Here is a 23,379-nt window from a genome sequence, read left to right as displayed (position 1 = left end):
TAGAAAAACAAGAGAAATCTGTAATTATTATGCAGTTAACGGTTTTCCTTTTAAACGTCTCTCTATTCTTTGTTTTATAAGGGTTAAACGTTTCATGATATCCATAATTTCAGAATCTTTATTCTTTTTGTATACCTCGTTTAAGTCTAATATTAAAGCTTTTGCTTCTCTAGCTGCTAAAACACGATCACTTGTAGTTGGAAATCTCATTTTTCTAGTTTCAAACTCTAATGCTTTTTTAATTAACTCCATAATTTAATTTTTCTGTATTGAACATTTAAATCTTCCTTTTTGGAAAGTTCTTAACTTTAAATGTTTTGTTTTTCTTCCCTGAACCTTTTTTCTCCACATTACAAAGCTTTTAGGCTTCATTTCTTTTCGCATTAAATCAATTACTTCTTGTTCTTTTAAGCTGAATTGATATTTTATTGCTTCAAAGGTGGTTGTATCTTACCAGGCGATTTCTATTATACGGTCAATAGTTGTGCCGTTTAATTGCTTCGTGTATAGATTTATCTTATAGTTCTATAGAAGTAACTTTTTATTACTTTAATATGTTTACAGCATTCAACGACCATAAACATATTAAAATAAATTACTTTTTTCTATTATTAAAAAATATATAAAGAAATCAGAGGACTATGTTTTTTATTAACAGTCATTTACAATTCAAAGGTAATAAATGTTTAACTGATATGCAAAGTAATTAAACAAAATTAACGTTTTAAATGATTGTGTTTTTTATTTTGATAAAACTTTGTAAAGTTAAATAGTTTTTAAGTGAGAAATAATGAGCTTCTAAATAATTTGTCGCTATGTTTTTTTGTGAATTTTTCTAAATTGATTATAGATAAAGATGCTTATAAGCTTTGTAAATAAAAGGGGCGTCTTTAAATGCGGTTATTTATTAAGCGTCTTTATTTATATTGTTAATCATACCGTTAAAAACAAACCAATGAAAAGGCATTACGGCATACCAATAGAGTCTACCCGCTAAACCATGAGGTCTAAATGTTGCTGTTTGATATAATTTTCCGTTATCAATTTTAAACTCTAACCAAGCTTCACCAGGCATAATCATTTCTGCATAGAGTAAGAGTTTTCCGTTTTCTTTATCAGCATAAATTACTCGCCAGAAATCTAAAGCGTCACCTACATTTAATTCTGTAGGGTGTCTTCTGCCTCGTCGTAAGCCTGCTCCTCCAAAAAATTGATCTAAGAAACCACGAATTTTCCATAGAAAAGTACCATAGTACCAACCTGTTTCTCCTCCAATTGCCCAAATTCTATCTAATGTTCTTTTTTTATCTTTTACAACTCTTACTTTATGATCTTTAAAACAGCCATATTCTGGAACGTTTACAAACTCGTGGACAAAGTTTTTTAATTTACCACTACTTATATAAGAATCTTTCCAACTAGAAACAATACTGTTTTGTTCAATTTTTTTAAAAGCTAATTTTACAGCTTCTTTGTAAGGCATTGGGTTTACATCTAAAATGGTATTAATGTTACTTTTGTTTCCAATAACTTCTACGCCCATAGAATTTACTAAAGAGCTTGCTAGTTTATAAGAAGTAGAGGTTACAAAGTAGAGCCAATAAGAAGATAGTTTTGGCGTCATTACGGGCACTGTTAAGATGTGTCTTTTTAGTTTTCTAACTTCTGCAAATTGCAGTAACATTTCTTTATAAGTTAAAATTTCGGGTCCAAAAATATCGTGTGAAGTATTATATAATTCTTTTTTATTTAATGCTTTATGTAAAAAAGATAAGACATCTCTAATAGCTAAAGGTTGTGTTTTTGTATTTAACCATTTAGGAGCTATCATTGCAGGTAATTTTTCTACAATGTCTCTTATAATTTCAAAAGAAGAACTACCGGATCCTACAATAATTCCTGCCTTAAAAGTGGTTAAGGCATATTTGTCTGACGCTAGTGTAATTTCTACGTTTTTTCTAGATAATAAATGTTTAGACAGCTTGGTGTCGTTGGTTATTCCGCTTAAATAAATAACTTGTTTTATGTTTGTTGTTTCTGAAAAACGTTTAAAATTGAGTGCGCATTTTTCTTCTAAAAGATGAAATTCTTTTGCAGAATTAGACATTGAGTGAATTAAATAATAAGCGGCGTCTATATCTTTCGTTATATTAAGAAGACTGTCGTTGTCTAAAAAGTCAGCTTCAACTAATTGAATATTTTTTTGATTTCTGTAATAATTTTCAGCTCTTATTTTATCTCTTACAGGGCAAATTATAGTATGTCCATCATTTAATAATAACGGAATTAAACGTTTACCAATATAGCCAGTTGCACCTGTTACAAGAATTTTCATAGACTTTGTTCTTTTTTTTTGATACGAGAATTATTTCTTTAATTTGGGTTTGGAATAACAGTCTAAACCATTAATTAATTGAAACAACATTCCTTTTAGATAAATTGATGACCCATCTTTTTCTAACAATTTACCTATTATATAAAACTCTTCTTGATATTTTGTTGATGTAGGATGTGCGTCTTCAATACTATTTTCATAAATATGATTGATAGTAAAGATAGCATTTTCTTTTATGTTTTTATAAATATCTGTTGGGGGTAATTTTAGGCTTTAAAATAAAGTAGGGGAGCTTAAAGCTAGGGTAACTGTTTATAAGTTTTATTTTATAAACAGCTGTTCTAGGTCTTGGATATTCTTATGATTAAAAAAGGCTCTTACAGCGATTTAAAATTATTGATTTTTATATCTTTTGCTTTTAAATCGTGCATTAAATTATACAAGCCAAAAAAGGTTCTATTAATATAAATAAAGTGTTTAGATCCTCTGTTTCCATTCATATCTTTTAGTTCTGTACTTTTTGCGTATTTAGCACCCAAGTCAGAAAGTTTACCAAAGAAAACGTCATCAGAAAAATCGAAAGTTTCTTGGTGAAATGGCTGCGTAAATAAACTTAGCATCTCGTGAAACATAGCTCTAAAAAATACGAGTTCTTCGTTAGAATCATCCTCTCTTAATATTTCTAACTGAAATAATTTTTCTTCAAAAAACGTAGGGTTGGCTATGTTATCTTTTTGAGCTAATTCAAAATAAGGCACATAAAAGTCTTCTGGAATGGTTTTCATACAACCAAAATCAATGACAATTAATTCGTTTTCTGGTGATATTAAAAAATTTCCAGGATGCGGATCTGCATGTACTTTTTTTAATTTATGAATTTGAAACATGTAAAAATCCCACAAGGCTTGTCCTAATTTATTTGCAACTTCTTGGTTGTCTGTGTAAAATTCTGATAAATGGACACCGTGCATCCAATCCATCGTTATAATTCTGTCAGATGATAATTCAGGATAATAATTTGGAAAATTTAAATTAGGAATGTGTTTACAAGCGGCAACTATTGCCTGACTTTGTTCTACCTCTAATATATAATTGGTTTCTTCAACCAATTTGTTTTCTACCTCTTTAAAATATTTATCAGAATCTTTTCCTCTTATATTAAACATTTTTATAGCAATAGGTTTCACTAAAGCTAAATCTGAAGCGATACTTTGTGCAACACCTGGGTATTGAATTTTTACAGCCAATTCTTTTCCGTCCTTTTCTGCTTTATGAACCTGACCAATACTTGCTGCATTTATAGAAACAGTATTAAATTTGTCATAAATTTCATTTGGGTTTTTTCCAAAATACCTTTTAAATGTTTTGGTTACCAACGCTGGTGAAAGTGGAGGTACGGAGAACTGAGAAAGAGAAAATTTTTCTACATACGCTTGTGGTAAAATACTTTTTTCCATACTCAACATTTGAGCTACTTTTAAAGCACTTCCTTTTAAGGTTTTTAACCCATCATAAATATCTTCAGCATTATTTTCATTTAAACGTGCTTTTGCTTCCTCTTCTGTTTTTGTTATTTTATCTCCATAATATTTAAGATAATTTACTCCAATTTTAGCACCAGTAGTAACTAATTTAGAAGCTCTCTGAATTTTAGAAGTTGGTATAGAATCAATTGTTTTCATAGGCTGCTTAGTTAAAATTTACTTTTTCTTTTAAAATGAATTTTCCAAAATCGATAATGCTTTGTAAGGGTTTAATGTCCATTAAGTCAAAGCGAGCATTGGTTGATTTTTCAATAAAAATATCCGTTTTTTCAAAGGATGGGGAAACGTCATCTAGCCAAAACTTCATAGTTACTAATAAATGAAACCAAGAAGATTCTTGAATAGATTTATCTTGTATTTTTTCTAACTTTTCGTGTTTTAAGTCTATTTTTTCTATGCCAATATTTTTAACGTAGCTGAGGTAGTTTTCTCTTAATTTTTTTAGTGATTTTAGTTTCTTAAAATCTTTTTTGCTGTTTTCTAACGCATACACAACATAACTTCTATTTGCAGTTAGTATTTCGAAAAAAGTAAAATAAAAACTGAGTAATTTGTTTCTTGCATCAAAGTTTTCATAGTCTTCACTTTTAGCTAAAACAGTTATGGTGTGATTAAAAAATTCAGAAAAGATAGCTTCTTCAATAGTTTCAAAAGAACTATAGAATTTATAAAAATCAGCTTCATCAAAATTATTTTCTTTCGCAAAACTATATACAGACTTTGGTTGGTGGTTGTTTTCTAAGACAAATTCCATATACCAAGATATTAAATTGTCTTTTGTAATATTTTTCTTTTTTGCCATAATCTTTTGATATTTATGCAAATATACAATTGTTTAACAATATCTTTGTTTTGTTAAACAATAATTTTATGTTAAATTAAATTGAGAGATTTAGAATTAAAAGAATAAACATCAATAGAATCTCTATATTTGTGTGCAATCTTAATTTATTATTGATGAATTTTAATTTGAAAACAGTATTAATTACCGTACTATTATCAATAACTCTTTTTAGTAGTTGTGATAAAAAACAGTCAGAAAAAAGTAAAAAAATAACAGTACAAAGTAATGCTTTAGCTCAACAGGTTAAAACACCAGAAGGTATGGTGTGGGTTTCAAGCAAAACGTTTTTAATGGGTGCTAAAGAAGGGGATAAATATGCGATGCAGCGAGAAAAACCAGCTCATAAAGTAACGGTAGATGGTTTTTTTATAGATACTCATGAAGTGACTAACAAACAATTTCGAAAATTTGTAGATGCAACTAAATATGTTACTGTTGCAGAGAGACCAATAAATTGGAATGAAATTAAAAAAGATTTACCAGCAGGAACAGAAAAACCTGCAGATTCAATATTACAACCCGGAAGTTTAATTTTTAACAAACATGCTAAAGGAGTTGTTTCTATGGCGAATTATGGACAATGGTGGAAATGGCAAATTGGTGCAAATTGGAAACAACCAGAAGGACCTGGTAGTTCTATTAAAGGGCAAAATAATTTTCCTGTTGTGCATATTGCTCAAGAAGATGCTTTGGCGTATTGTAAATGGTCTAATAGAAGGTTGCCAACAGAAGCAGAGTGGGAATCTGCAGCGCAAGGTAAATTTGAAGATAATATTTTTACTTGGGGAAATAAAGCAGAAGATTTAAACGCGAATGCAAATACATGGCAAGGTAAATTTCCCACAGAAAATATTTCTGAAGATGGGTTTGATTATATTTCTCCTGTAGGATCTTATCCTGCAAATAATATTGGTTTGTATGATATGGCTGGTAATGTTTGGGAAATGACAACCGATTTATTTAATGTAAAATATTATGAAACTTTAGATCCTTCTGTGGTTTTAACAAACCCTACAGGAGCAGATAAATCGTATACGCCAAGTAATCCGTATCAAATAGAGTATGTTATGAAAGGCGGTTCTTTTTTATGTCATGCATCTTATTGTGCTAGTTTTAGAATTTCAGCAAAAATGGGTATGGAGCCTAATTCTGGTTCAGATCATATTGGTTTTAGAACAGTTGTTACTAAAAAAATGTTGCAAGAATAAATTCTTCGTTTAGGTATTTTTTAAATTGTCCCTTACTATTTAATGATGGTAAGGGACAATTTTTTATAAGTATTTATTACATTAAAAAAGATTTTTATTTTAATGAGCTGTTAAATTCACTCTAAATTTAGTTACTAAGCTTATTGGAAATGCATATGTTGAGTATAAGTTGTTAGAAAACGATTGAAATAGCTCTTTTTAAGAGTTGTTGATTTTTATGATGAAAGAACTTTTTTTAATATAGATTTTACTTAAACAATGCTTAATTAACCGATAAGTATACTTCATTGCGTAATTTTCTTTAAAAACTACTAAAATCTATAAAAGAGACGTTAACTTAAAAATTTACGTAAACGTTTACGTAAATTTTTAAAGTTGTAGTAAAATACCTTTAAAGTATTGTGAATATTGGTTTTTTTATACAATAAAATCTAAATATGAAAAGCAATATTAAATTGTTAATTTATACGGATTTCTCATTTTTTATTACAAGTAAATGCAAATTTGATACTTTTGAGAGGTATAATTATTCGATTATCTAAAAGACATTTATTTGTTTTGTCAACTTAAAAATCAACTAAGAAACTATTAATTATGAAAAAACGTATTTTAAAATTCAATTAGGAATTTTCATTATGATTGGTTCTAATGTTTTTTTTAAATATTACAGGGAATGTTGAGTGAGACTCAGGGCCTATAACAGAATTTGCTGTTATTGTAAAAGGTTCTATTAATTGAATATTAACAGGTTTTGATGTGAATTTTAGTTTTAAAGGAACTAATTAGGTGGTTGGTTAATGATGTGGTTTACCATATAGTAAATCCAAATACAACAACAGCAAATGGGCAGCCTTACCCTTTTAATGATGAATTTTATTTTGCTTTTGCTTTATCTGTAGGTGGTAATTTACCGAGTGTAAAACCAACTATACAAGATTTTCCAGATTATTTAATTATTGATTACGTGAGAGTTTATAAAGCAAATTAATAGATAAAGAATGTTATTTGAATTTATTGGTTGTCACTTAAATAGATTATTAATTGTATTACACTTATAACTTAAAACAGTATCGTTAGATGAAAAAATCATTATTTGTTGCTTTTGTTGTTTCTTTAGGAGGTTTTTTATTTGGTTTTGATGCCGGAATTATTTCTGGTGTAATGTCTTATGCTGGTCCCGAATTTAATTTAACAGATGCTCAATTAGGTTGGGCGGTAAGCTCACCATCATTTGCAGCAATGATTGCAATGTTAGTATCAGGCAGGTTAAGTGATATTATTGGTCGAAAAAAAATATTAATTTTAGTAGCACTGCTGTATGCCGTTTCAGCAATATTATCTGCTTTAGCAACTTCTTTTGAAATGCTTTATATAGCAAGAATGATTGGAGGGGTGGCTTTTGGAGCCGCTTTAATACTTGCGCCTATCTATATCTCAGAAATATCATCTTCAGAAAATAGAGGGAAATTAGTATCTATTCAGCAATTGAACATTGTGTTGGGCTTTTTTGCCGCTTTTTTAAGTAATTATTTTTTTAATAAGGTTTTTACTTCTGGAGAGAGTACCTTTTTAAACCAAGATAACGTTTGGCGTTGGATGTTGGGAGTTGAATTGTTACCAGCATTATTATACTTTTTTTTATTGTTTTTTGTACCAAAAAGTCCAAGATGGTTATTCCTAAAAAAGAAAAATCAAGAAGCAACTTCTGTTTTAATTAATATACACGGTAAAACTTTTGCAGAAAAAGAAGTAGTAACAATTTTAGATGGTTTAAAATTATCAGAAAATAATGAAAAGATTAGAATAAAAGATTTATTTAAACCATCATTAAAGTATGTATTGATTGTAGGGCTTACCATTGGTATACTGCAACAAATTACAGGTATAAACGCAATTTATTTTTATGCTACTTCTATTTTTAAACAAACTGGTATTGGTACAGATGCAGCTTTTGCATCCGGAATATTATTAAGTTTAACAACATTAGTATTTACTGTGGTGGCAATTTTACTTATAGATAAAATTGGAAGAAGACCGTTGCTGTTATTTGGCACTTTGGGTATTTCAATTAGTCTGTTGTTATGCGCATATGGCTTTAACCAGGCAACTTATAAATTAACTACAAAAAAGATAGCTCAACTTAAATTTCCTAGCAAAGAGAACTTACTTCAATTTTCAGATAAAACTTTTACAAATGATGTGTCATTTAAAAATACAATGAAATCTACTTTAGGAAATAAAGTGTATTTAGAAAACGAAGGAGATATTTTAGAGGTAGCAACTACCATGAATGCAACATTGGTTTTAATTGGTGTTTTAGGATTTATTGCGTGTTTTGCTTTCTCTCTAGGGCCAGTAATGTGGGTAATGTTGTCTGAGTTATTCCCTAACTTATATAGAGGTTTAGCAATAGGTTTTATAGGATTCGTAAACTCTTTTGTTAGTTGGGTTGTTCAGTTAGTTTTTCCATGGGAATTATCTAATATAGGTAATACATTGAGCTTTTTTATATTTGGAATAATCGCGCTTATTGGCTTTTTTATTATGTTAAAAATATTACCAGAAACTAAAGGAAAATCCTTAGAAGAATTAGAAATTGAACTTTTGAAATAGAAATGAAAAATTATATAGAAAACCCAATCTTAAAAGGATTTAATCCAGACCCATCAATATGTAGAGTTGGTGATGATTATTATATTGCAACTTCAACATTTGAATGGTTTCCAGGTGTGAGAATTCATCATTCTAAAGATTTAAAAAACTGGAATTTAGTTGCCCATCCATTAAATAGAGAATCTCAATTAGATATGAAAGGAGTGCCAGATTCTTGTGGGGTTTGGGCGCCATGTTTAAGCTATAGTAAAGGTCTTTTTTATTTAGTTTTTACCAATGTAAAATCATTTGATGGTGTCTGGAAAGATACCCCAAACTTTGTGGTAACGGCAAAGGATATTAAAGGAGATTGGAGTGAGCCTGTTTATTTAAATTCAAGTGGTTTTGATGGATCATTTTTCCATGATAGTGGAAAAACTTGGTTCTTAAATATGCTAGTAGATCATAGAAAAGAAAAGTTTTTTGGGGGTATAGAATTACAAGAATACAATTTAAAATCTAAAGCTTTAGAAGGAGATGTTTTTTATTTAACAGACGGCACTAAATTAGGCTTATCAGAAGGTCCTCATTTATATAAACGTAATAATTATTATTATTTATTATTAGCAGAAGGAGGAACAGAATACAATCATGCTGCGACAATATTAAGATCTAGAAATATAAAAGGTCCTTTTGAAGAACATCCTCAAAACCCAATATTAACCTGTAAGAACGAAGAAAATCATCCTTTGCAAAAAGCAGGACATGCTTCTATGGTAGAGACTCAAGCTGGAGATTGGTACATCGTTTTTTTAATAGGGAGGCCTTTAAGTGTAAGAGGTAGGTGTATTTTAGGAAGAGAAACTGCAATAGAGGAAATAATATGGGAAAATGATTGGCCAATATTAAAATCTAAAACGAATTTACCTAGAGTTAAAATACCTATGGCAGATTTAAAGGAATTTAAATATAGTAAAGGTGATTTTCATGACGATTTTAACTCTACAATACTTCCTAAAGATTATCAATCATTAAGAATTCCTATAAACGAGAATTGGTTATCGTTAAAAGAAAGACCAGGTTTTTTAAGATTAAAGGGTAAGGAGTCTTTAAGTTCATTACATACGCAAGCAATAATAGCAAAAAGATTACAACATCTAGAAGCAGAGGTATCAACGGCTATAGAATTTGAACCTGAAAATTTTCAACAACTTGCCGGATTGGTGCTATATTATAATACAGGGCATTATCACTATTTACATATTACAACTAATGGAATAGATAAATATATTTCTATAATTTCTTGTAATTATTTTATAACAAAAGAGCAAGATGAAAAATATATTATAACTGGAAAAAAAAGTGTTGTTTTAAAAGCAACAATTATTAGAGAGAAACTTCAATTTAGCTTTAGTTTAGATGCTGTAAACTTTAAAAATATCGGGGTAGTTTTAGATATGAGTATTTTATCTGATGATAATGTAAGGGATGGTAGTGAGCGTTATAGACCTGCTTTTACAGGAAGTTTTATAGGGATTTGTTGTCAAGATTTAAAAACGAATAAACTTCATGCTGATTTTGATTGGTTTGAATATAAAGAAATAATACAAAAAAAATAAAATTATGAATTTAAAAACGATCACACTTATTGTCTTTTGCGTCCTTTTTTATCAATGTAAATCTAACGATACAAAAGAGAATAAAGAAGATTCTTTAGAGGTTAAAAAAGATAGAAAACTTGCAAAATTTGAACCTAAAGAAGGAGTGTTACTATTTGTAGGGCAAGAGTTAGAAGCGGTTGGGGGTCTAAAAGATTATAATGATGGTTATTTAGATCATTATAAAAAACCTGCAGGATGGACGACTTATACAAGCATCAACCCTGGAGACAACTCCTTTGGTTTTACTCATAAAGGTCTAGATGGTCTATGGAGTACCGATGATTGGGGGGATAATGATTATAATGCTACTTTACAATTAGAAAGTTCAAATTTTAAAAATATGGCTCTAGCTATAGGTTTAGCTTTTGTAAATCATGAAGAAAAAATAGCAAACGGAACTCATGATAAATACATAAATAAACTTGGTGATTTTCTATTGTCTTTAGGAGATCGTCCTGTTTTTTTAAGAATAGCTTATGAGTTTGATGGAGAGCCATGGAATCATTATGATAAAAAAAATACGATAAAAGCATATAGAAGAATGGTAGATATGCTTCGTGCAAAAGGTGTAACGAATACTGCTTTTGTTTGGCAGTCTACAGGATTTATGTCTAGTCTAAATGAATTGGAAGATTGGTATCCTGGAGATAATTATGTAGATTGGTTAGGGTTTTCGTTTTTTAACGGTTGGAAAAAACAAAATATGATTGAATTTGCAAGAACTAAAGGAAAGCCTGTTTTTATTGCAGAAGCTTCACCAACTTCTTCTGATAAAATTTTAGATCCAGAAGAAAATAAAGGAATTACAAAAAAAATGAACCTTTCAAATCCACAGGAAGCAGAAATGGCATGGAACGAATGGTTTGTTCCTTTTTTTAATACAATTGATAATAATTTAGATGTTGTAAAAGCCGTTAGTTATATTAATTGTCATTGGGATGCGCACCCAATGTGGCAAAACAACCCTACCTTTAAAGGGATAGATGCACGCTTAAATTTAAGCGATACTATTAGTAAACGTTGGGTAAAGAAAATATCTGAGAAAAAATACATCCAGTCATCACCAAATTTGTATCATGAATTGTATAACAATTAAGGTAGTTTTAAAACTAGGTCTTTAATTTTTTACAACAGAAAATGTATGAGACAATTAGAACAATATTGAGAGGTAATAAGGGTTTTTTGCTCATTTATAGGTAAGTAAATAAGCAACTATATTACTCAATGAAAACAAGTTTTAACATGTATTCTTGGGTAATTTAGACTCTTATGTTTATATAATAGTTGGTCATTTAAAGTAATTGATGTGTAGAGTTTCTTAAAATTAAACTTGTTTTAATTATTTTAGTTTCAAAAATATTATCACTATCGTTGGTGTCACTTTCAATGCGCTCAATAAGTTTTTCTGTAGCTTTTTGACCTATATAAACAGCGTGTTGATTTATACATGTAATTGAAGGGTTTACGTATTTAAACAAGTTTCCATTTGTGTATCCGATAAAAGATATTTCTTCGGGAATTTTATATCCTCTAGATTTTGCAATAAACATTGCTTCTATTGTAGATTGTTCTTCTAGTCCAATAAAGGCATCTACGGTATTATAATCTAATAAGGTTTTAATTTCTGTTTCAAAATCATACCCTTTTTTTATCAACACAATTAACTTTTCATTTAATGCAATACCATTATCTTTTAGTGCCTGTTTATAGCCATCTATCCTTAACCTTACAATTCCTAAATTATCTAGTACAGAAACAATAACTATATTTTTACAACCGGTTTTTATAAGGTACTCAGTAGCATTGTATGCACAATTAAAATCATCAACAATTATTTTATCACATTTAATACTATCTGCAACCCTGTCAAACATAACTATTGGACCTGCATCTTGTATAAAATTTTGTAAATGGGTAAAATCTTTTTTAGATTGTGTTTCTTCACATAACGAAATTAAAAGACCATCCACGGTCCCTTTTTCAAACATATTTGTTGATTCAATTTCTTTTTCTAAACTTCCATTAGTTATAATAATAATTATATTGTATCCTTTTTCATTAGCAATTTGTTCGATGCCACTAAATATTTTTACAAAAAAGTGATTTAATAAGGTAGGTATAATAACACCAATTGTTTTAGTCCTTTTATTCATTAGACTTAAAGCAATACTATTTGGTTTGTAATTATGTTTTTTTGCGTATGTTTTTATTTTTTCTTTGGTACTAATACTTATTTCATGGCTATCTTTTAAAGCTTTTGAAACAGTTGCAACTGATACATTAAATTCAGTCGCAATTTGTTTAAGTGTCATTCTTTTTTTCATAGCTTATTTTTGAAATTTAAACCTTGTAAAGCTAATTTAAAGAAAATAAATACAAAAAGAGATGATTTAAAATATATGTTTTATTGAGTGTGAAAAGTAAAAATTTTAAAACCGAATCAAGACGTATCTTTAATGTTTCTGATGTTTTTTGAATTATTAGGGATCAACACAAAAAGTTGTGGAGTAAAATAAAAAGGAAGAACTTTGACTTTTAAATTACTTCTATTTTGGATACTTCAATTGAGCTTATTAAATTATTACTACCAGAAATACTTGTTAACTATTTTAAACTTACCAAACACGAAGTTAAAAATGAAGAACTCCATTTCTATTTCACTGAGTTAAACACAATTCCTGAAGAATTTAAAACACTTAAATTAAGCTCTAAAGGATTTTTTCCAGAAGCCACTATTCAAGATTTTCCTATTCGAGGTAAAAACGTTTTTCTACATGTTATTAGAAGGCGTTGGATTGATGATAATTCTAAAAAATTAGTGATAAGAGATTGGCAGTTAGTAGCAAAAGGCACTAGAATTACTAGTGAATTTGCTGCTTTTTTAAAACAAATCAGTCTGTAATAATGCTACAAGTACATCTGTTGTAGCAACCTTTTACGGAGTAAGCCCTAGAAACTTACAGAGACAATACAAAGATTATTTAAGTGATTTTAAGCAATGGAACCAAAAACCACATGCTGAACAATGGTTGCTTTTTCCTGAAAATACTGGAAGCTATCTTTCCATAGATGAAACAGCATTTTCTAATGGAGATTTATATACTATCGTGACTAATAAAAATGCGAATGGAAAAAAAGGTGCTTTACTGGCCATGATTAAAGGCACTAAAGCAGAAGATGTTATTAGAATCCTTAATAAAATCTCTTTAAAACAACGAAAAAAAGTAAAAGAAGTAACCTTAGACATGGCAGCAAACATGGGGTTAATCGTTAAAAAATCATTTCCAAAAGCAGTACTAGTTATAGATCGATTTCATGTGCAAAAATTAGCTTTAGATGCTTTGCAAGAAATTAGAATTAAACATCGTTGGGAAGCAATAGATAAAGATAACGACGCCATAGAAAATGCTAGAAACAACTCCTTAAAATATGTTCCTAAACTACTACCAAATGGAGATACTCTAAAACAATTATTAGCTAGAAGTAGATACCTATTGTATAAATCTAGTAACAAATGGACTAACTCCCAACAAGAAAGAGCTGAAATACTTTTTAAAACTTATCCAGATATAGAAAAGGCATACAATTTATGTCAAAACTTATCCTGGATTTACAATCAAACAAAAGATAAAACCGTTGCCTTAACTAGACTTGCTAAATGGGATGAAAATGTAAGACAAGCGAAGTTTAAAAGCTTTAATACCATTGCTAGAACAATGTCTATACATTATCAGAATATACTCAACTATTTTGACAATAGAAGTACAAATGCTTCTGCAGAATCGTTTAATGCTAAAATAAAAGCATTTAGAGCACAATTTAGAGGTGTTAGAAACATCAAATTTTTCCTTTTTAGACTCTCAAATATTTATGCCTAATTTCTAAATCCCACAACTTTTGGACTTGATCCATTATTAGCCACTTAAAAGAGTTCTGTTTTTACTTACTATTTTTTTTAATACTCTTTGCTTAAATCTGAGTATTAGAAATAAGAGAATGCCCTGAAAGTGAGGTGTAATTTTAACGGATACTTTATTGGTTAAAATAACTGTAGGTATAAATGTCTTAAGTGTAAGGTAAAATGTACTTTTTTTGTTTAAAATCAATCAAGTTTTAGGATTGTTTAAAAACTTAAAAACCTTGATAATCATTTGATTATCAAGGTTTTTAAATACTGTGACATTTAAATCTGTCGGGGTGGCAGGATTCGAACCTGCGACCTCCTCGTCCCAAACGAGGCGCGATGACCGGGCTACGCTACACCCCGAAAATTGATACACTCAATTTGCGAGTGCAAATATAGAATAATATTTGTATATTTATTGAAATATTAATTTTATTTTTAAAAAAATGAAGCAATTTATTTATATTCTTATCATCTATTTCGGTGTTCTTGTATCTGGTTTTTCTCAAAGTAAAGAGTATGAGTTAATTGTGCCTGATTTAACGAATCCGTGGGGTTTTACTTTTCTACCAGATAACACTATGTTAATTACAGAAAAAGAAGGAAAGCTTATTCATTTTAAAGATGGTGTAAAAATAGAAGTACAAGGTGTTCCAGAAATTTACCTTAGAGGTCAGGGTGGGTTTTTAGACATTGAACTGCATCCGGATTATCAAAAAAATAACTGGATCTATTTTACCTACGTATCATCCGAAGGAACAGGAAGTGGAGGAAATACCGCTTTAATGAGAGCAAAACTAAAAAACAATCAATTAATAGATAAAGAAGTCTTGTACAAAGCGAGTCCTAATACTACAAGATCACAACATTTTGGCTCTAGAATAACTTTTGATGAAGAAAACCATGTTTATTTTAGTGTGGGAGATAGAGATAATAGAGATGAAAATCCGCAAGATATTACAAAAGATGGAGGGAAAATATATCGGTTAAATGATGATGGTACGATACCAAAAGACAATCCTTTTGTAAAAATAAATAATGCTAAAAAAGCAATTTATAGTTATGGGCATAGAAATCCACAAGGGATGAGAATGAACCCATTAACAAAAGAAATTTGGTCTCACGAACATGGTCCAAAAGGAGGTGATGAAATAAATATTATTAAGATTGGTAAGAATTATGGTTGGCCAAAAGTAAGTTATGGCGTTAATTATAGTGGTACTAAATTTACAGATAATACTTCTCTACCAGGTATGGAAAACCCCATTTATTATTGGACACCCTCTATTGCGCCAAGTGGTATGGCTTTTATAAACAGTGATAAATATGGTAGCTGGAAAGGTAATTTATTAATAGGTTCTTTAAAGTTTCAGTATTTAACAAGATGCATATTAAAAGGAAATAAAGTTTTTAAAGAAGTAAAAATGCTAAAAGGTATAGGGAGAGTTCGCTCTATAGCGCAAGGTTTAGATGGATTTATGTATGTTGGTGTAGAAAATTTAGGAATTATTAAATTACTTCCAAAATAATATTTCAATTTTATAAACTTATTTTTCCATTGTTAAAACTTATAAACAATCGTCTTTTAAAGGAATAAAAAAGAATATTTTTGTTTCCTATAATCAAATAAATTTAATATGTCAGATACAATAGAAAAAATAAAATGTTTAATTATTGGTTCTGGTCCTGCCGGTTATACAGCAGCAATTTATGCAGCAAGAGCAGACATGAAACCTGTAATGTATACAGGAATGCAGATGGGAGGTCAATTAACAACAACAACAGAAGTTGATAATTTTCCGGGATATCCAGAAGGTACAGATGGTACTGCAATGATGACAGATTTACAAAAACAAGCAGAACGTTTTGGTACAGAAGTTCGTTTTGGATTGGTAACTAGTGTTGAGTTAAGTGATAAAGTTGGTGGAATTCATAAAGTTATTGTAGACGAATCTAAACATATTGAAGCAGAAACAATTATTATTTCTACAGGAGCTACTGCTAAATATTTAGGATTAGAAAGTGAACAACGTTTAATAGGTGGTGGAGTATCAGCTTGTGCAACTTGCGATGGTTTTTTCTATAAAGGACAAGATGTAGTAGTTGTTGGAGCAGGAGATACTGCTGCAGAAGAGGCTACTTATTTATCTAATATTTGTAGTAAAGTTACCATATTGGTTCGTAAAGATTTTATGAGAGCTTCTAAAGCAATGCAACATAGAGTTAATAAAACTAAAAATATTGAAGTTTTATACAACACAGAAATAGATGAGGTTTTAGGATCTAATGTTGTAGAAGGAGTTAGAGCAATTAACAATAAAACAAAAGAAACTACGAATATTTCTGTAACAGGTGTTTTTATAGCAATAGGACATACGCCAAATTCAGACTTATTTAAAGGAGTTTTAGATATGGATGAAACAGGGTATTTAATTACCAAAGGTAAATCTACAAAAACAAACTTACCAGGAGTTTTTGCTGCAGGAGATATTCAAGATAAAGAATATAGACAAGCAGTTACGGCAGCAGGTACAGGTTGTATGGCAGCTTTAGATGCAGAACGTTATTTAGGAGCCTTAGAATAAGTAACCTTATATTAGAGCATAAAAAAAGAGATTACATATTAATGTAATCTCTTTTTTTGTTTATTGATAATTGTCATTTCAAAATGAGCCTTTTCGGGCGATTGAAAAATCTTATTATCTTAGATAAATAAGATTATTTCAAAATTATTTTTCATTCCTTGTTTAGAAGGAAACTTTTAACAATAGTATTTTTATAATTCTTTTAAACAGTAGCAGAAGCTTTCATAGATTTTCTGTATGTAAAAGAATTAAAAATATTTCTTTTACCAAAATTGTTCATAGATTTTGCGTTTACAAATTTTCCAAAAAGTATTTTACTAACACCAAAGTATTCGTATTTATTTCCGTCTGTAAAAGTAACTTCTAATAACATACTTTTATGATGCCAGTCTGCAACTTGAAATTCTGTTATAGTTGTTTTGTAAGCATCTAAATTAGCTGCTTTTGTTTCTGGAGCGATACTAACTAAGAAATGATACCCATCTATAATTTGAGTACTCATTAGATCTGCTTCCTCTTTTTTAGAGTCATCAGTAAATTTATCTGGATGCCATTCCTTTACTAAACCTCTATAAGATTTTTTTAAATCTTTTAAATCAATAGCTCCTTCTACTCTAAAAAGTTTTTTATATTCTTTAATACGTTTCATTCGTGTGTTTTCAAATTGCGTGCAAAAGTACTGATATTAAATGGATTGTAGTGCAATAAAAGTTTATTAAATTATAAATAGAATTCTTTAAACTTTAATTTCATTTTATCATAAGGTATTTAGCTCCTTTGAAAACAGTTTTTTAATTGTTAAAGTTGATAGTTTACTGATTTTTATCATTTTATTATCATTTCTTATTTTGCATCTTTAGAAATATCTTTAAAGCATTTTATTATGAAAACAAGCATTTCTTATTACCAAAGCAAAAGTGAGTATCGTCTTTTTGTAACAAAATCATTTTCTAGTTTGGTAAAACTAAAAAAGGAAGATAATCAAACCGATTTTAATCAATTAGTTTTAAAAATTTTGCCAGAAATTAGAAATTATGTAAATCAAAGATTGAATACAGCGATAAAAAAAGGTCATTTTTCTAAAAAGAAATACAAAGCAGATGATATTATAGATCAACTTTTTATCACAATTTACGATACGATTGATGAGGTAGAAAATGAAGGTAATTTCTATTTATGGTTGTTTAAAAAAACAAATGATTTACTAGAGGATGTTATTGTTGAAGAAGAGTTTAATGAATTGTTTTTTAAAAACATTGATGATTATTCCAAGCCAGAATGGGATGAACTACAGGAAGAATTTAGTACAGATGGAGGAGGAGATTTAGTGTTGCTAGAAGAGTTAGATGATGCAACTTATAACCATAATGATTATAGCTTAGACCATGTATTTGTAGAGGATGATGAGAAAGATTTAGCTGATAAATTAGATACGCAGTTAGGTGAAGACAAAGTGAACGAACATATAGCATTAGTGCTGCACAATATGCCTGCTGCTATGCGAATTGTTTTCTATTTGTTTACAAATCAAAAATTAAAAATAGAGGAAATTGCAGAAATACAGAAAAAATCGATTCCTGAAATTGAAAAACTTCTAAGTGATGCTAAAAAAGCAATACAAAGAAGTTTGTTTAATAGATATTCTGTCGATCGTTAATGTTTTTAATTGATGTGTAAATCGTTTTTACAGCGAAGCAATTAACGGTATTGTTTATCATTTAAAATAACCAATATGTCTGTTTAAGCGGAGTTGATGCCTCTATCACTTTTTATAAGATTGATAAAAAAATGAACTTAATAAGAAGTGATTCTTTTATGTCGGATAGAGTCTTTTTGAGCATTTGTCCAATTATAGTTTCCTTCATAAATACCTTTTGTTTCCCAATCTCCATACATTGGGTTTGGCAAAACAATATATTTATTACCAAAAGAGGTATGCAAACTATCTGTGTTTTTGTTTCTTTTATCAGTAGTGCTATTTTCAAATATTGATGAAAAGTCAGATAAATTATCGCCAATAAGTAGCACTATTTCATGTGTTTTGTTCACAATACTTCTTCTTGTTCCTTTTTCACTACTGTTTGTTTTTAAAAGTACATGAGTTTCATCAGCAAAAGGAAAATCCTTTAATTGTAGGTTTTCGATGGTTTCTTTTGTCTGTGCTGCAGATCTGTTAGAAATATAAAATACAGCTACATTTTTACTTTTTGCATACTTAAAAAAAGCGAGTGCTCCTGGTATGGCATTTGCCTTTTTCTGGGCTACCCATTCTGCCCATCTATCTGAAGTGTAGTTTTCATCTAACTCAATTTGTTTGCCAGAATACGGACTATTATCTAAAAGAGTTTCATCTATATCAGTAACAATAGCAATTGGTTTTTTAGAGGTATTATTTGCAAGAATTTGATCTAAACGAAGTTGCGCTAAATTGTATGCTTGGTACGTTAATGCTTTGTATTCAGCTGCATTTTGAACCCATAATAAAGATTGAATGGTATGTTCTTTAATAGGAAGGTTGCCTGTAATTTGTTGTTTTATGGTTGTAATTTGAGTTTTACACCCAAAGAATATGAATGCTGCAAAAAGAGAAAAAAATATTTTATTTTTCATTGTGGCTTCTAATTTAGGAAATATGAAAGAGTTTCAAAATTAATATAATTTTAATTATTCTATGAATATTTAGAGTATAAAAAAACCATCATTAAAAATGATGGTTTTTACAACAAACAACTAATTTAATCTAAAATTAAGATTAATTTTTTACTATATTCTGATAGTCAGTTGAGTTTGAAGGAGAATTTGAAAACTTCGACAAACTCAATTTGACATCAAGAGATTCTTAGAAGCAGTATTTGTTTTCTGCTTTGACTTTTTCTGCTATTTCGTCACGTAAATCTACAATGTCTGGGTAGTTTTGGTACTTCGTAAAACGTTTTAAGCCCATTAACATCATACGTTGTTCATCACCTTCCGCAAAAGAAATAATACTTTCTTTTCCTTTTTCCTCAATAATATCTACTGCATGATATAAATATAATTTAGACATTGCAATTTGAACAGATTGTGCTTCTTTGCTAGTGCGTTTTACATTTTTTTCTGTTCTTAATATAGCTGATTCAGCCATGTAGATTTCAATTAAGATATCTGATGCTGCAATTAATAATTGTTGATGTGATTCTATTTCTTGACCATATTTTTGAAGTGCTGCACCTGCAACCATTAAAAATGTTTTCTTCAACTTAGCAATCATATGTTTTTCTTCAGAAAATAATTCAGAATAATCTGGAGTATCAAAAGAAGGTATTCCCATTAGGCTATTTGCAACTTCTGTTGCAGGACCTAATAAATCTACATGACCTTTCATTGCTTTTTTAATTAACATACCAACAGAAAGCATTCTGTTAATTTCGTTTGTTCCTTCATAAATACGAGCAATTCTTGCATCTCTCCAAGCAGATTCCATAGGTGTTTCTTCAGAGAACCCCATTCCACCAAAAATCTGAATTCCTTCGTCTGCACAATTTTGTATGTCTTCTGAAACGGCTACTTTTAAAATAGAACATTCAATAGCATATTCTTCTACACCTTTTAATTCTGCTTCTTGATGTGTGTTTCCTGCTGCTACTCTTAAAGCAATTCTGTCTTCAATATCTTTAGAAGCTCTATATGTAGCAGATTCACCAACATAAGCATTGGTTGCCATTTCAGCTAATTTTACTTTAATGGCACCAAAATCTGAAATAGGTGTTTTAAATTGTTTACGTTCGTTTGCATATTTTACTGCATGTGTAACAATTCTTCTTTGAGAATCTAAACAAGCAGCGGCTAATTTAATTCGTCCAACATTTAAAGCATTCATGGCAATTTTAAAACCTTCACCACGCCCTGCTAACATGTTTTCTACAGGAACTACAGTATCGTTAAAAAAGACTTGTCTAGTAGAGCTTGCTCTAATACCTAATTTATGTTCTTCCTCTCCCAATGTAATTCCATTCGGATTTTCCTTATCAAACTCAACAATAAAACCAGTAATATTTTTATCACCTTCTATGCGAGCAAAAACAATCATTAAACGACAAAAACCTGCGTTAGAAATCCACATTTTTTGACCGTTAATTTTGTATGACTTTCCATCAGCAGATAATTCAGCGGTAGTTTTACCAGAATTTGCATCAGATCCAGCACCTGGTTCTGTTAAGCAGTAGGCACCAAACCACTCACCAGTAGCTAATTTTGGTACGTATTTTTGTTTCTGTTCTTCGGTTCCATATAAAGTAATAGGCATAGTTCCAATTCCTGTATGTGCACCAAAAGCAGTACTAAAAGAACCTGTACCAGAAGAAATATAATCACACGTTAAAACGGTAGAAACAAACCCCATTCCCAATCCTTCATAAGCTTCAGGAACAGCTACACCTAAAAAACCTAATTCACCAGCTTTACGCATTACTTCTTCTGTAAGTGCAAAGTCTTTAGCTTCAAAGCGTGCTTTATGAGGAATGATTTCTCTATCATTAAATTCCATCACTGCATCTTTCATCATTTGTTGCTCTTCAGAAAAATCTTCTGGAGTAAATATATCTTCACAGTTTGTTTCCTTAACAAGGAATTGTCCACCTCTTAATAAATCTGCCATATTTTTGTTTTTTTAGATTATAGAAGAAAGAAAATAGAAAAAAGACCATTATTGGAGGTTCCTTTGAAATCCCATAGTCATCCGTTGGAATTCTTCTATTTTTTCTTCAATTTTTTTTAAATTAATTTCAGTAATATACTGCCTATGTTTTGCTACTAATAGTTGAGTTCCTAATTCAAAAGAAGAACCTAAAGAAATATCTAAGAAATGACTGAAAGATTTATTTGTTCTAGAAGAGCCTTCAGCAATATTACTTGGCATAGACACGGAACACCTACTTATTTGTGAACTTAAATCATATCTTTCGTGCTTTGGAAAGTTTAATAACAAGTCAGAAATATCATTTGTAATCTCTAAACCGAGTTTCCAAATTTTTAGATTCTTGTAATTATGTCTTTGTTTTGCACACATCTATTTATCTCTTATCTTTTTTCTTTGTTCTCTTTTTTATTTTATGAAAGAAACTCAAACACACCTGCAGCACCTTGTCCAGTACCAACACACATGGTTACCATTCCGTATTTGTTTTTCATTTCGCGCTTGCGCATTTCATCAAATAATTGCACAGATAATTTTGCGCCTGTGCAACCTAATGGATGACCTAAAGCAATGGCTCCACCATTTACATTTACAATGTCTTGGTTTAAATTTAGCTCACGCATTACTGCTAAAGACTGAGAAGCAAATGCTTCATTCAATTCAATTAAATCAATATCTTTTTGTTGCAAACCTGCTTGTTTTAAAACTTTAGGGATTGCAGCAACAGGACCAATTCCCATAATTCTAGGTTCTACACCCGCAGCAGCATAATTTACTACTCTGGCAATTGGTTCTAGATTTAATTCTTTCACCATTTCTTCACTCATTACCATTACAAAAGCAGCTCCATCACTCATTTGAGATGAGTTACCAGCAGTTACACTTCCGCCAGCAGCAAAAACCGGACGTAATTTATTTAAAATAGCTGTTGAGGTTCCTGCTCTTGGACCTTCATCTTTAGTAACTGTATATTTTTTTATAGCTTTCTTTCCGTTTTCATCTAAATATGTTTGTTCTACTTCTATAGGAACAATTTGATCTTGAAAACGATTTTCTGCTTGTGCTTTTAAAGCTTTCATGTGAGATTTAAAAGCAAATTCATCTTGGTCTTTTCTAGAAACCTTAAATTGATTTGCTACCGCCTCTGCAGTGTTTCCCATTCCCCAATAATAATCTGCATGACCAGATTTAATGGTATCATAATTTAATTCTGGTTTAAAACCTGTCATCGGTACAGAGCTCATGCTTTCTGCTCCACCTGCAATAATACAACTTGCCATTCCTGCATTAATTTTAGCTGCTGCCATGGCAATGGTTTCTAATCCAGACGAACAGAAACGGTTTACAGTAACTCCAGGAACATCCACAGAGTTTAATCCTATTAAAGAAATAAAACGTGCCATGTTTAACCCCTGTGCTCCTTCTGGCATTGCGTTACCAACCATAACATCATCTATACGTTTTACGTCTAAATTTGGTAACTCTTTCATCATGTGCTGAATGGTTTCTGCACCTAATTCGTCTGCTCGTTTAAAGCGAAAAACACCTTTTGGAGCTTTTGCAACTGCTGTTCTATATGCTTTTACTATATATGCTTGTTTTGTCATTAGTATTAAGATTTTAGTATAAAGAATTAAGACTTAGTAAGTGATTTTTGAAGAGAGAAATTCATTCTTGTTACTTCAAGTATTTCATTTATAATGGGTCTTACATTTTCTTCAGTAATTAAATTTAATCTTTTAGATAAATATAATTGAGTTAATAATTCATAAGAAGAACCATTTGCAATTCCTAAAAATTGCTTAAATTCTCCATTGGTATTTCTTCCTGCTCCTTCAGAAATGTTAGAAGGTATAGAAACAGCACTTCTTCTTAGTTGAGATGTCAATCCATATTTTTCCTCTTTAGGAAAATTTATGGAAGCTTGATAACACTTTTCTGTTATATCCATTGCTTTTTGCCATATTTTCAAATCTTCAAACCTGTGCATATTAATTAGTATTAAGATTGTTAGTAATAAGAATTAAGTAC

The 23,379-nt window shown here is 29.9% G+C and carries 21 protein-coding genes, 1 tRNA gene and 1 pseudogene; 10 read left to right on the top strand and 13 right to left on the bottom strand.

Features of this window, described 5'->3' with window-relative positions:
- Nucleotides 1-27 precede the first annotated feature (27 nt).
- From KV700_RS07185 to KV700_RS07165, 5 genes and pseudogenes are all read right to left on the bottom strand, one after another.
- Nucleotides 28-252: a hypothetical protein gene (locus KV700_RS07185; protein WP_165732956.1), complete on the bottom strand. Its 225-nt coding sequence runs from the start codon at nucleotides 250-252 to the stop codon at nucleotides 28-30.
- A gap of 3 nt (nucleotides 253-255) precedes the next feature.
- Nucleotides 256-516, bottom strand: a pseudogene (locus KV700_RS07180) (TIGR03643 family protein).
- Nucleotides 517-907: 391 nt separating this feature from the next.
- Nucleotides 908-2,335 (bottom strand): SDR family oxidoreductase, encoded by a 1,428-nt coding sequence (locus tag KV700_RS07175; protein WP_166385382.1) that lies wholly within the window; start codon nucleotides 2,333-2,335, stop codon nucleotides 908-910.
- 377 nt (nucleotides 2,336-2,712) lie between these two features.
- Nucleotides 2,713-4,017: an AarF/ABC1/UbiB kinase family protein gene (locus KV700_RS07170; protein ID WP_166385380.1), complete on the bottom strand. Its 1,305-nt coding sequence runs from the start codon at nucleotides 4,015-4,017 to the stop codon at nucleotides 2,713-2,715.
- Nucleotides 4,018-4,024: 7 nt separating this feature from the next.
- Entirely contained in the window at nucleotides 4,025-4,681 is a 657-nt protein-coding gene (locus KV700_RS07165) for a TetR family transcriptional regulator C-terminal domain-containing protein (protein ID WP_166385378.1), read from the bottom strand.
- Nucleotides 4,682-4,836: 155 nt separating this feature from the next.
- On the opposite strand from KV700_RS07165, the gene KV700_RS07160 reads away from it, so the two are divergent.
- From KV700_RS07160 to KV700_RS07140, 5 genes are all read left to right on the top strand, one after another.
- Nucleotides 4,837-5,931 carry a formylglycine-generating enzyme family protein gene (locus KV700_RS07160; RefSeq protein ID WP_166385376.1) on the top strand — a complete coding sequence of 365 codons (1,095 nt, stop codon included), beginning with the start codon at nucleotides 4,837-4,839 and terminating at the stop codon, nucleotides 5,929-5,931.
- 802 nt (nucleotides 5,932-6,733) lie between these two features.
- Nucleotides 6,734-6,919, top strand: coding sequence for a hypothetical protein (locus KV700_RS07155; RefSeq protein ID WP_218599633.1), 186 nt, complete (start codon nucleotides 6,734-6,736; stop codon nucleotides 6,917-6,919).
- Between the two features lie 89 nt (nucleotides 6,920-7,008).
- A complete protein-coding gene (locus tag KV700_RS07150) occupies nucleotides 7,009-8,544 on the top strand; it encodes a sugar porter family MFS transporter (protein ID WP_218599632.1) in 1,536 nt (511 codons plus the stop codon).
- 2 nt (nucleotides 8,545-8,546) lie between these two features.
- Nucleotides 8,547-10,142 (top strand): glycoside hydrolase family 43 protein, encoded by a 1,596-nt coding sequence (locus KV700_RS07145; protein ID WP_218599631.1) that lies wholly within the window; start codon nucleotides 8,547-8,549, stop codon nucleotides 10,140-10,142.
- A gap of 4 nt (nucleotides 10,143-10,146) precedes the next feature.
- On the top strand, nucleotides 10,147-11,280 hold the full coding sequence (locus tag KV700_RS07140; RefSeq protein WP_166385362.1) for a glycoside hydrolase family 26 protein: 1,134 nt from the start codon (nucleotides 10,147-10,149) through the stop codon (nucleotides 11,278-11,280).
- Between the two features lie 196 nt (nucleotides 11,281-11,476).
- On the opposite strand, the gene KV700_RS07135 is transcribed toward KV700_RS07140, so the two are convergent.
- Nucleotides 11,477-12,508: a LacI family DNA-binding transcriptional regulator gene (locus KV700_RS07135; protein WP_166385360.1), complete on the bottom strand. Its 1,032-nt coding sequence runs from the start codon at nucleotides 12,506-12,508 to the stop codon at nucleotides 11,477-11,479.
- Nucleotides 12,509-12,735: 227 nt separating this feature from the next.
- On the opposite strand from KV700_RS07135, the gene KV700_RS07130 reads away from it, so the two are divergent.
- Nucleotides 12,736-13,086 (top strand): transposase, encoded by a 351-nt coding sequence (locus KV700_RS07130; protein WP_218597728.1) that lies wholly within the window; start codon nucleotides 12,736-12,738, stop codon nucleotides 13,084-13,086.
- Between the two features lie 127 nt (nucleotides 13,087-13,213).
- Complete coding sequence (locus tag KV700_RS07125) at nucleotides 13,214-14,062, top strand: transposase (protein WP_218598260.1); 849 nt, start codon at nucleotides 13,214-13,216, stop codon at nucleotides 14,060-14,062.
- 314 nt (nucleotides 14,063-14,376) lie between these two features.
- Here the strand turns inward: KV700_RS07125 and KV700_RS07120 are convergent.
- Nucleotides 14,377-14,451, bottom strand: a tRNA-Pro gene (locus KV700_RS07120).
- Nucleotides 14,452-14,534: 83 nt separating this feature from the next.
- On the opposite strand from KV700_RS07120, the gene KV700_RS07115 reads away from it, so the two are divergent.
- A complete protein-coding gene (locus tag KV700_RS07115) occupies nucleotides 14,535-15,617 on the top strand; it encodes a PQQ-dependent sugar dehydrogenase (protein WP_218599630.1) in 1,083 nt (360 codons plus the stop codon).
- A gap of 108 nt (nucleotides 15,618-15,725) precedes the next feature.
- A complete protein-coding gene (gene trxB / locus KV700_RS07110) occupies nucleotides 15,726-16,673 on the top strand; it encodes a thioredoxin-disulfide reductase (protein WP_218599629.1) in 948 nt (315 codons plus the stop codon).
- 202 nt (nucleotides 16,674-16,875) lie between these two features.
- On the opposite strand, the gene KV700_RS07105 is transcribed toward trxB, so the two are convergent.
- Complete coding sequence (locus tag KV700_RS07105; RefSeq protein WP_218599628.1) at nucleotides 16,876-17,322, bottom strand: KTSC domain-containing protein; 447 nt, start codon at nucleotides 17,320-17,322, stop codon at nucleotides 16,876-16,878.
- A 234-nt stretch (nucleotides 17,323-17,556) separates the two neighbouring features.
- Here KV700_RS07105 and KV700_RS07100 point away from each other — a divergent pair, with 234 nt between their 5' ends.
- Entirely contained in the window at nucleotides 17,557-18,330 is a 774-nt protein-coding gene (locus tag KV700_RS07100; RefSeq protein ID WP_218599627.1) for an RNA polymerase sigma factor, read from the top strand.
- A gap of 137 nt (nucleotides 18,331-18,467) precedes the next feature.
- Here the strand turns inward: KV700_RS07100 and KV700_RS07095 are convergent, their stop codons facing one another.
- The 5 genes from KV700_RS07095 to KV700_RS07075 form a co-directional block, all read right to left on the bottom strand.
- Nucleotides 18,468-19,283, bottom strand: coding sequence for a 5'-nucleotidase, lipoprotein e(P4) family (locus KV700_RS07095; RefSeq protein ID WP_218599626.1), 816 nt, complete (start codon nucleotides 19,281-19,283; stop codon nucleotides 18,468-18,470).
- Nucleotides 19,284-19,512: 229 nt separating this feature from the next.
- A complete protein-coding gene (locus tag KV700_RS07090; RefSeq protein ID WP_218599625.1) occupies nucleotides 19,513-21,309 on the bottom strand; it encodes an acyl-CoA dehydrogenase family protein in 1,797 nt (598 codons plus the stop codon).
- Between the two features lie 48 nt (nucleotides 21,310-21,357).
- A complete protein-coding gene (locus tag KV700_RS07085; RefSeq protein WP_218599624.1) occupies nucleotides 21,358-21,720 on the bottom strand; it encodes a four helix bundle protein in 363 nt (120 codons plus the stop codon).
- Between the two features lie 41 nt (nucleotides 21,721-21,761).
- A complete protein-coding gene (locus tag KV700_RS07080) occupies nucleotides 21,762-22,955 on the bottom strand; it encodes an acetyl-CoA C-acyltransferase (protein ID WP_218599623.1) in 1,194 nt (397 codons plus the stop codon).
- 26 nt (nucleotides 22,956-22,981) lie between these two features.
- Nucleotides 22,982-23,338, bottom strand: a complete 357-nt coding sequence (locus tag KV700_RS07075) for a four helix bundle protein (RefSeq protein ID WP_218599622.1) — start codon at nucleotides 23,336-23,338, stop codon at nucleotides 22,982-22,984.
- Between the last annotated feature and the right edge of the window lie 41 nt (nucleotides 23,339-23,379).

Origin of the sequence: Polaribacter sp. NJDZ03 (assembly GCF_019263805.1) — a bacterium.
Classification (GTDB): Bacteria; Bacteroidota; Bacteroidia; order Flavobacteriales; family Flavobacteriaceae; genus Polaribacter.
This window is presented reverse-complemented; position numbering and strand designations above follow the sequence as displayed.

Excerpts from the sequence above, each read along its gene's own strand:
- KV700_RS07170 (WP_166385380.1), bottom strand. The coding sequence starts at position 4,017 with ATGAAAACAATTGATTCTATACCAACTTCTAAAATTCAGAGAGCTTCT.
- KV700_RS07090 (WP_218599625.1), bottom strand. The coding sequence starts at position 21,309 with ATGGCAGATTTATTAAGAGGTGGACAATTCCTTGTTAAGGAAACAAAC.
- KV700_RS07140 (WP_166385362.1), top strand. The coding sequence starts at position 10,147 with ATGAATTTAAAAACGATCACACTTATTGTCTTTTGCGTCCTTTTTTAT.
- KV700_RS07100 (WP_218599627.1), top strand. The coding sequence starts at position 17,557 with ATGAAAACAAGCATTTCTTATTACCAAAGCAAAAGTGAGTATCGTCTT.
- KV700_RS07095 (WP_218599626.1), bottom strand. The coding sequence starts at position 19,283 with ATGAAAAATAAAATATTTTTTTCTCTTTTTGCAGCATTCATATTCTTT.
- KV700_RS07085 (WP_218599624.1), bottom strand. The coding sequence starts at position 21,720 with ATGTGTGCAAAACAAAGACATAATTACAAGAATCTAAAAATTTGGAAA.
- KV700_RS07135 (WP_166385360.1), bottom strand. The coding sequence starts at position 12,508 with ATGAAAAAAAGAATGACACTTAAACAAATTGCGACTGAATTTAATGTA.
- KV700_RS07145 (WP_218599631.1), top strand. The coding sequence starts at position 8,547 with ATGAAAAATTATATAGAAAACCCAATCTTAAAAGGATTTAATCCAGAC.
- KV700_RS07080 (WP_218599623.1), bottom strand. The coding sequence starts at position 22,955 with ATGACAAAACAAGCATATATAGTAAAAGCATATAGAACAGCAGTTGCA.
- KV700_RS07075 (WP_218599622.1), bottom strand. The coding sequence starts at position 23,338 with ATGCACAGGTTTGAAGATTTGAAAATATGGCAAAAAGCAATGGATATA.
- KV700_RS07115 (WP_218599630.1), top strand. The coding sequence starts at position 14,535 with ATGAAGCAATTTATTTATATTCTTATCATCTATTTCGGTGTTCTTGTA.
- KV700_RS07165 (WP_166385378.1), bottom strand. The coding sequence starts at position 4,681 with ATGGCAAAAAAGAAAAATATTACAAAAGACAATTTAATATCTTGGTAT.
- KV700_RS07160 (WP_166385376.1), top strand. The coding sequence starts at position 4,837 with ATGAATTTTAATTTGAAAACAGTATTAATTACCGTACTATTATCAATA.
- KV700_RS07150 (WP_218599632.1), top strand. The coding sequence starts at position 7,009 with ATGAAAAAATCATTATTTGTTGCTTTTGTTGTTTCTTTAGGAGGTTTT.
- KV700_RS07105 (WP_218599628.1), bottom strand. The coding sequence starts at position 17,322 with ATGAAACGTATTAAAGAATATAAAAAACTTTTTAGAGTAGAAGGAGCT.
- KV700_RS07185 (WP_165732956.1), bottom strand. The coding sequence starts at position 252 with ATGGAGTTAATTAAAAAAGCATTAGAGTTTGAAACTAGAAAAATGAGA.
- KV700_RS07175 (WP_166385382.1), bottom strand. The coding sequence starts at position 2,335 with ATGAAAATTCTTGTAACAGGTGCAACTGGCTATATTGGTAAACGTTTA.
- trxB (WP_218599629.1), top strand. The coding sequence starts at position 15,726 with ATGTCAGATACAATAGAAAAAATAAAATGTTTAATTATTGGTTCTGGT.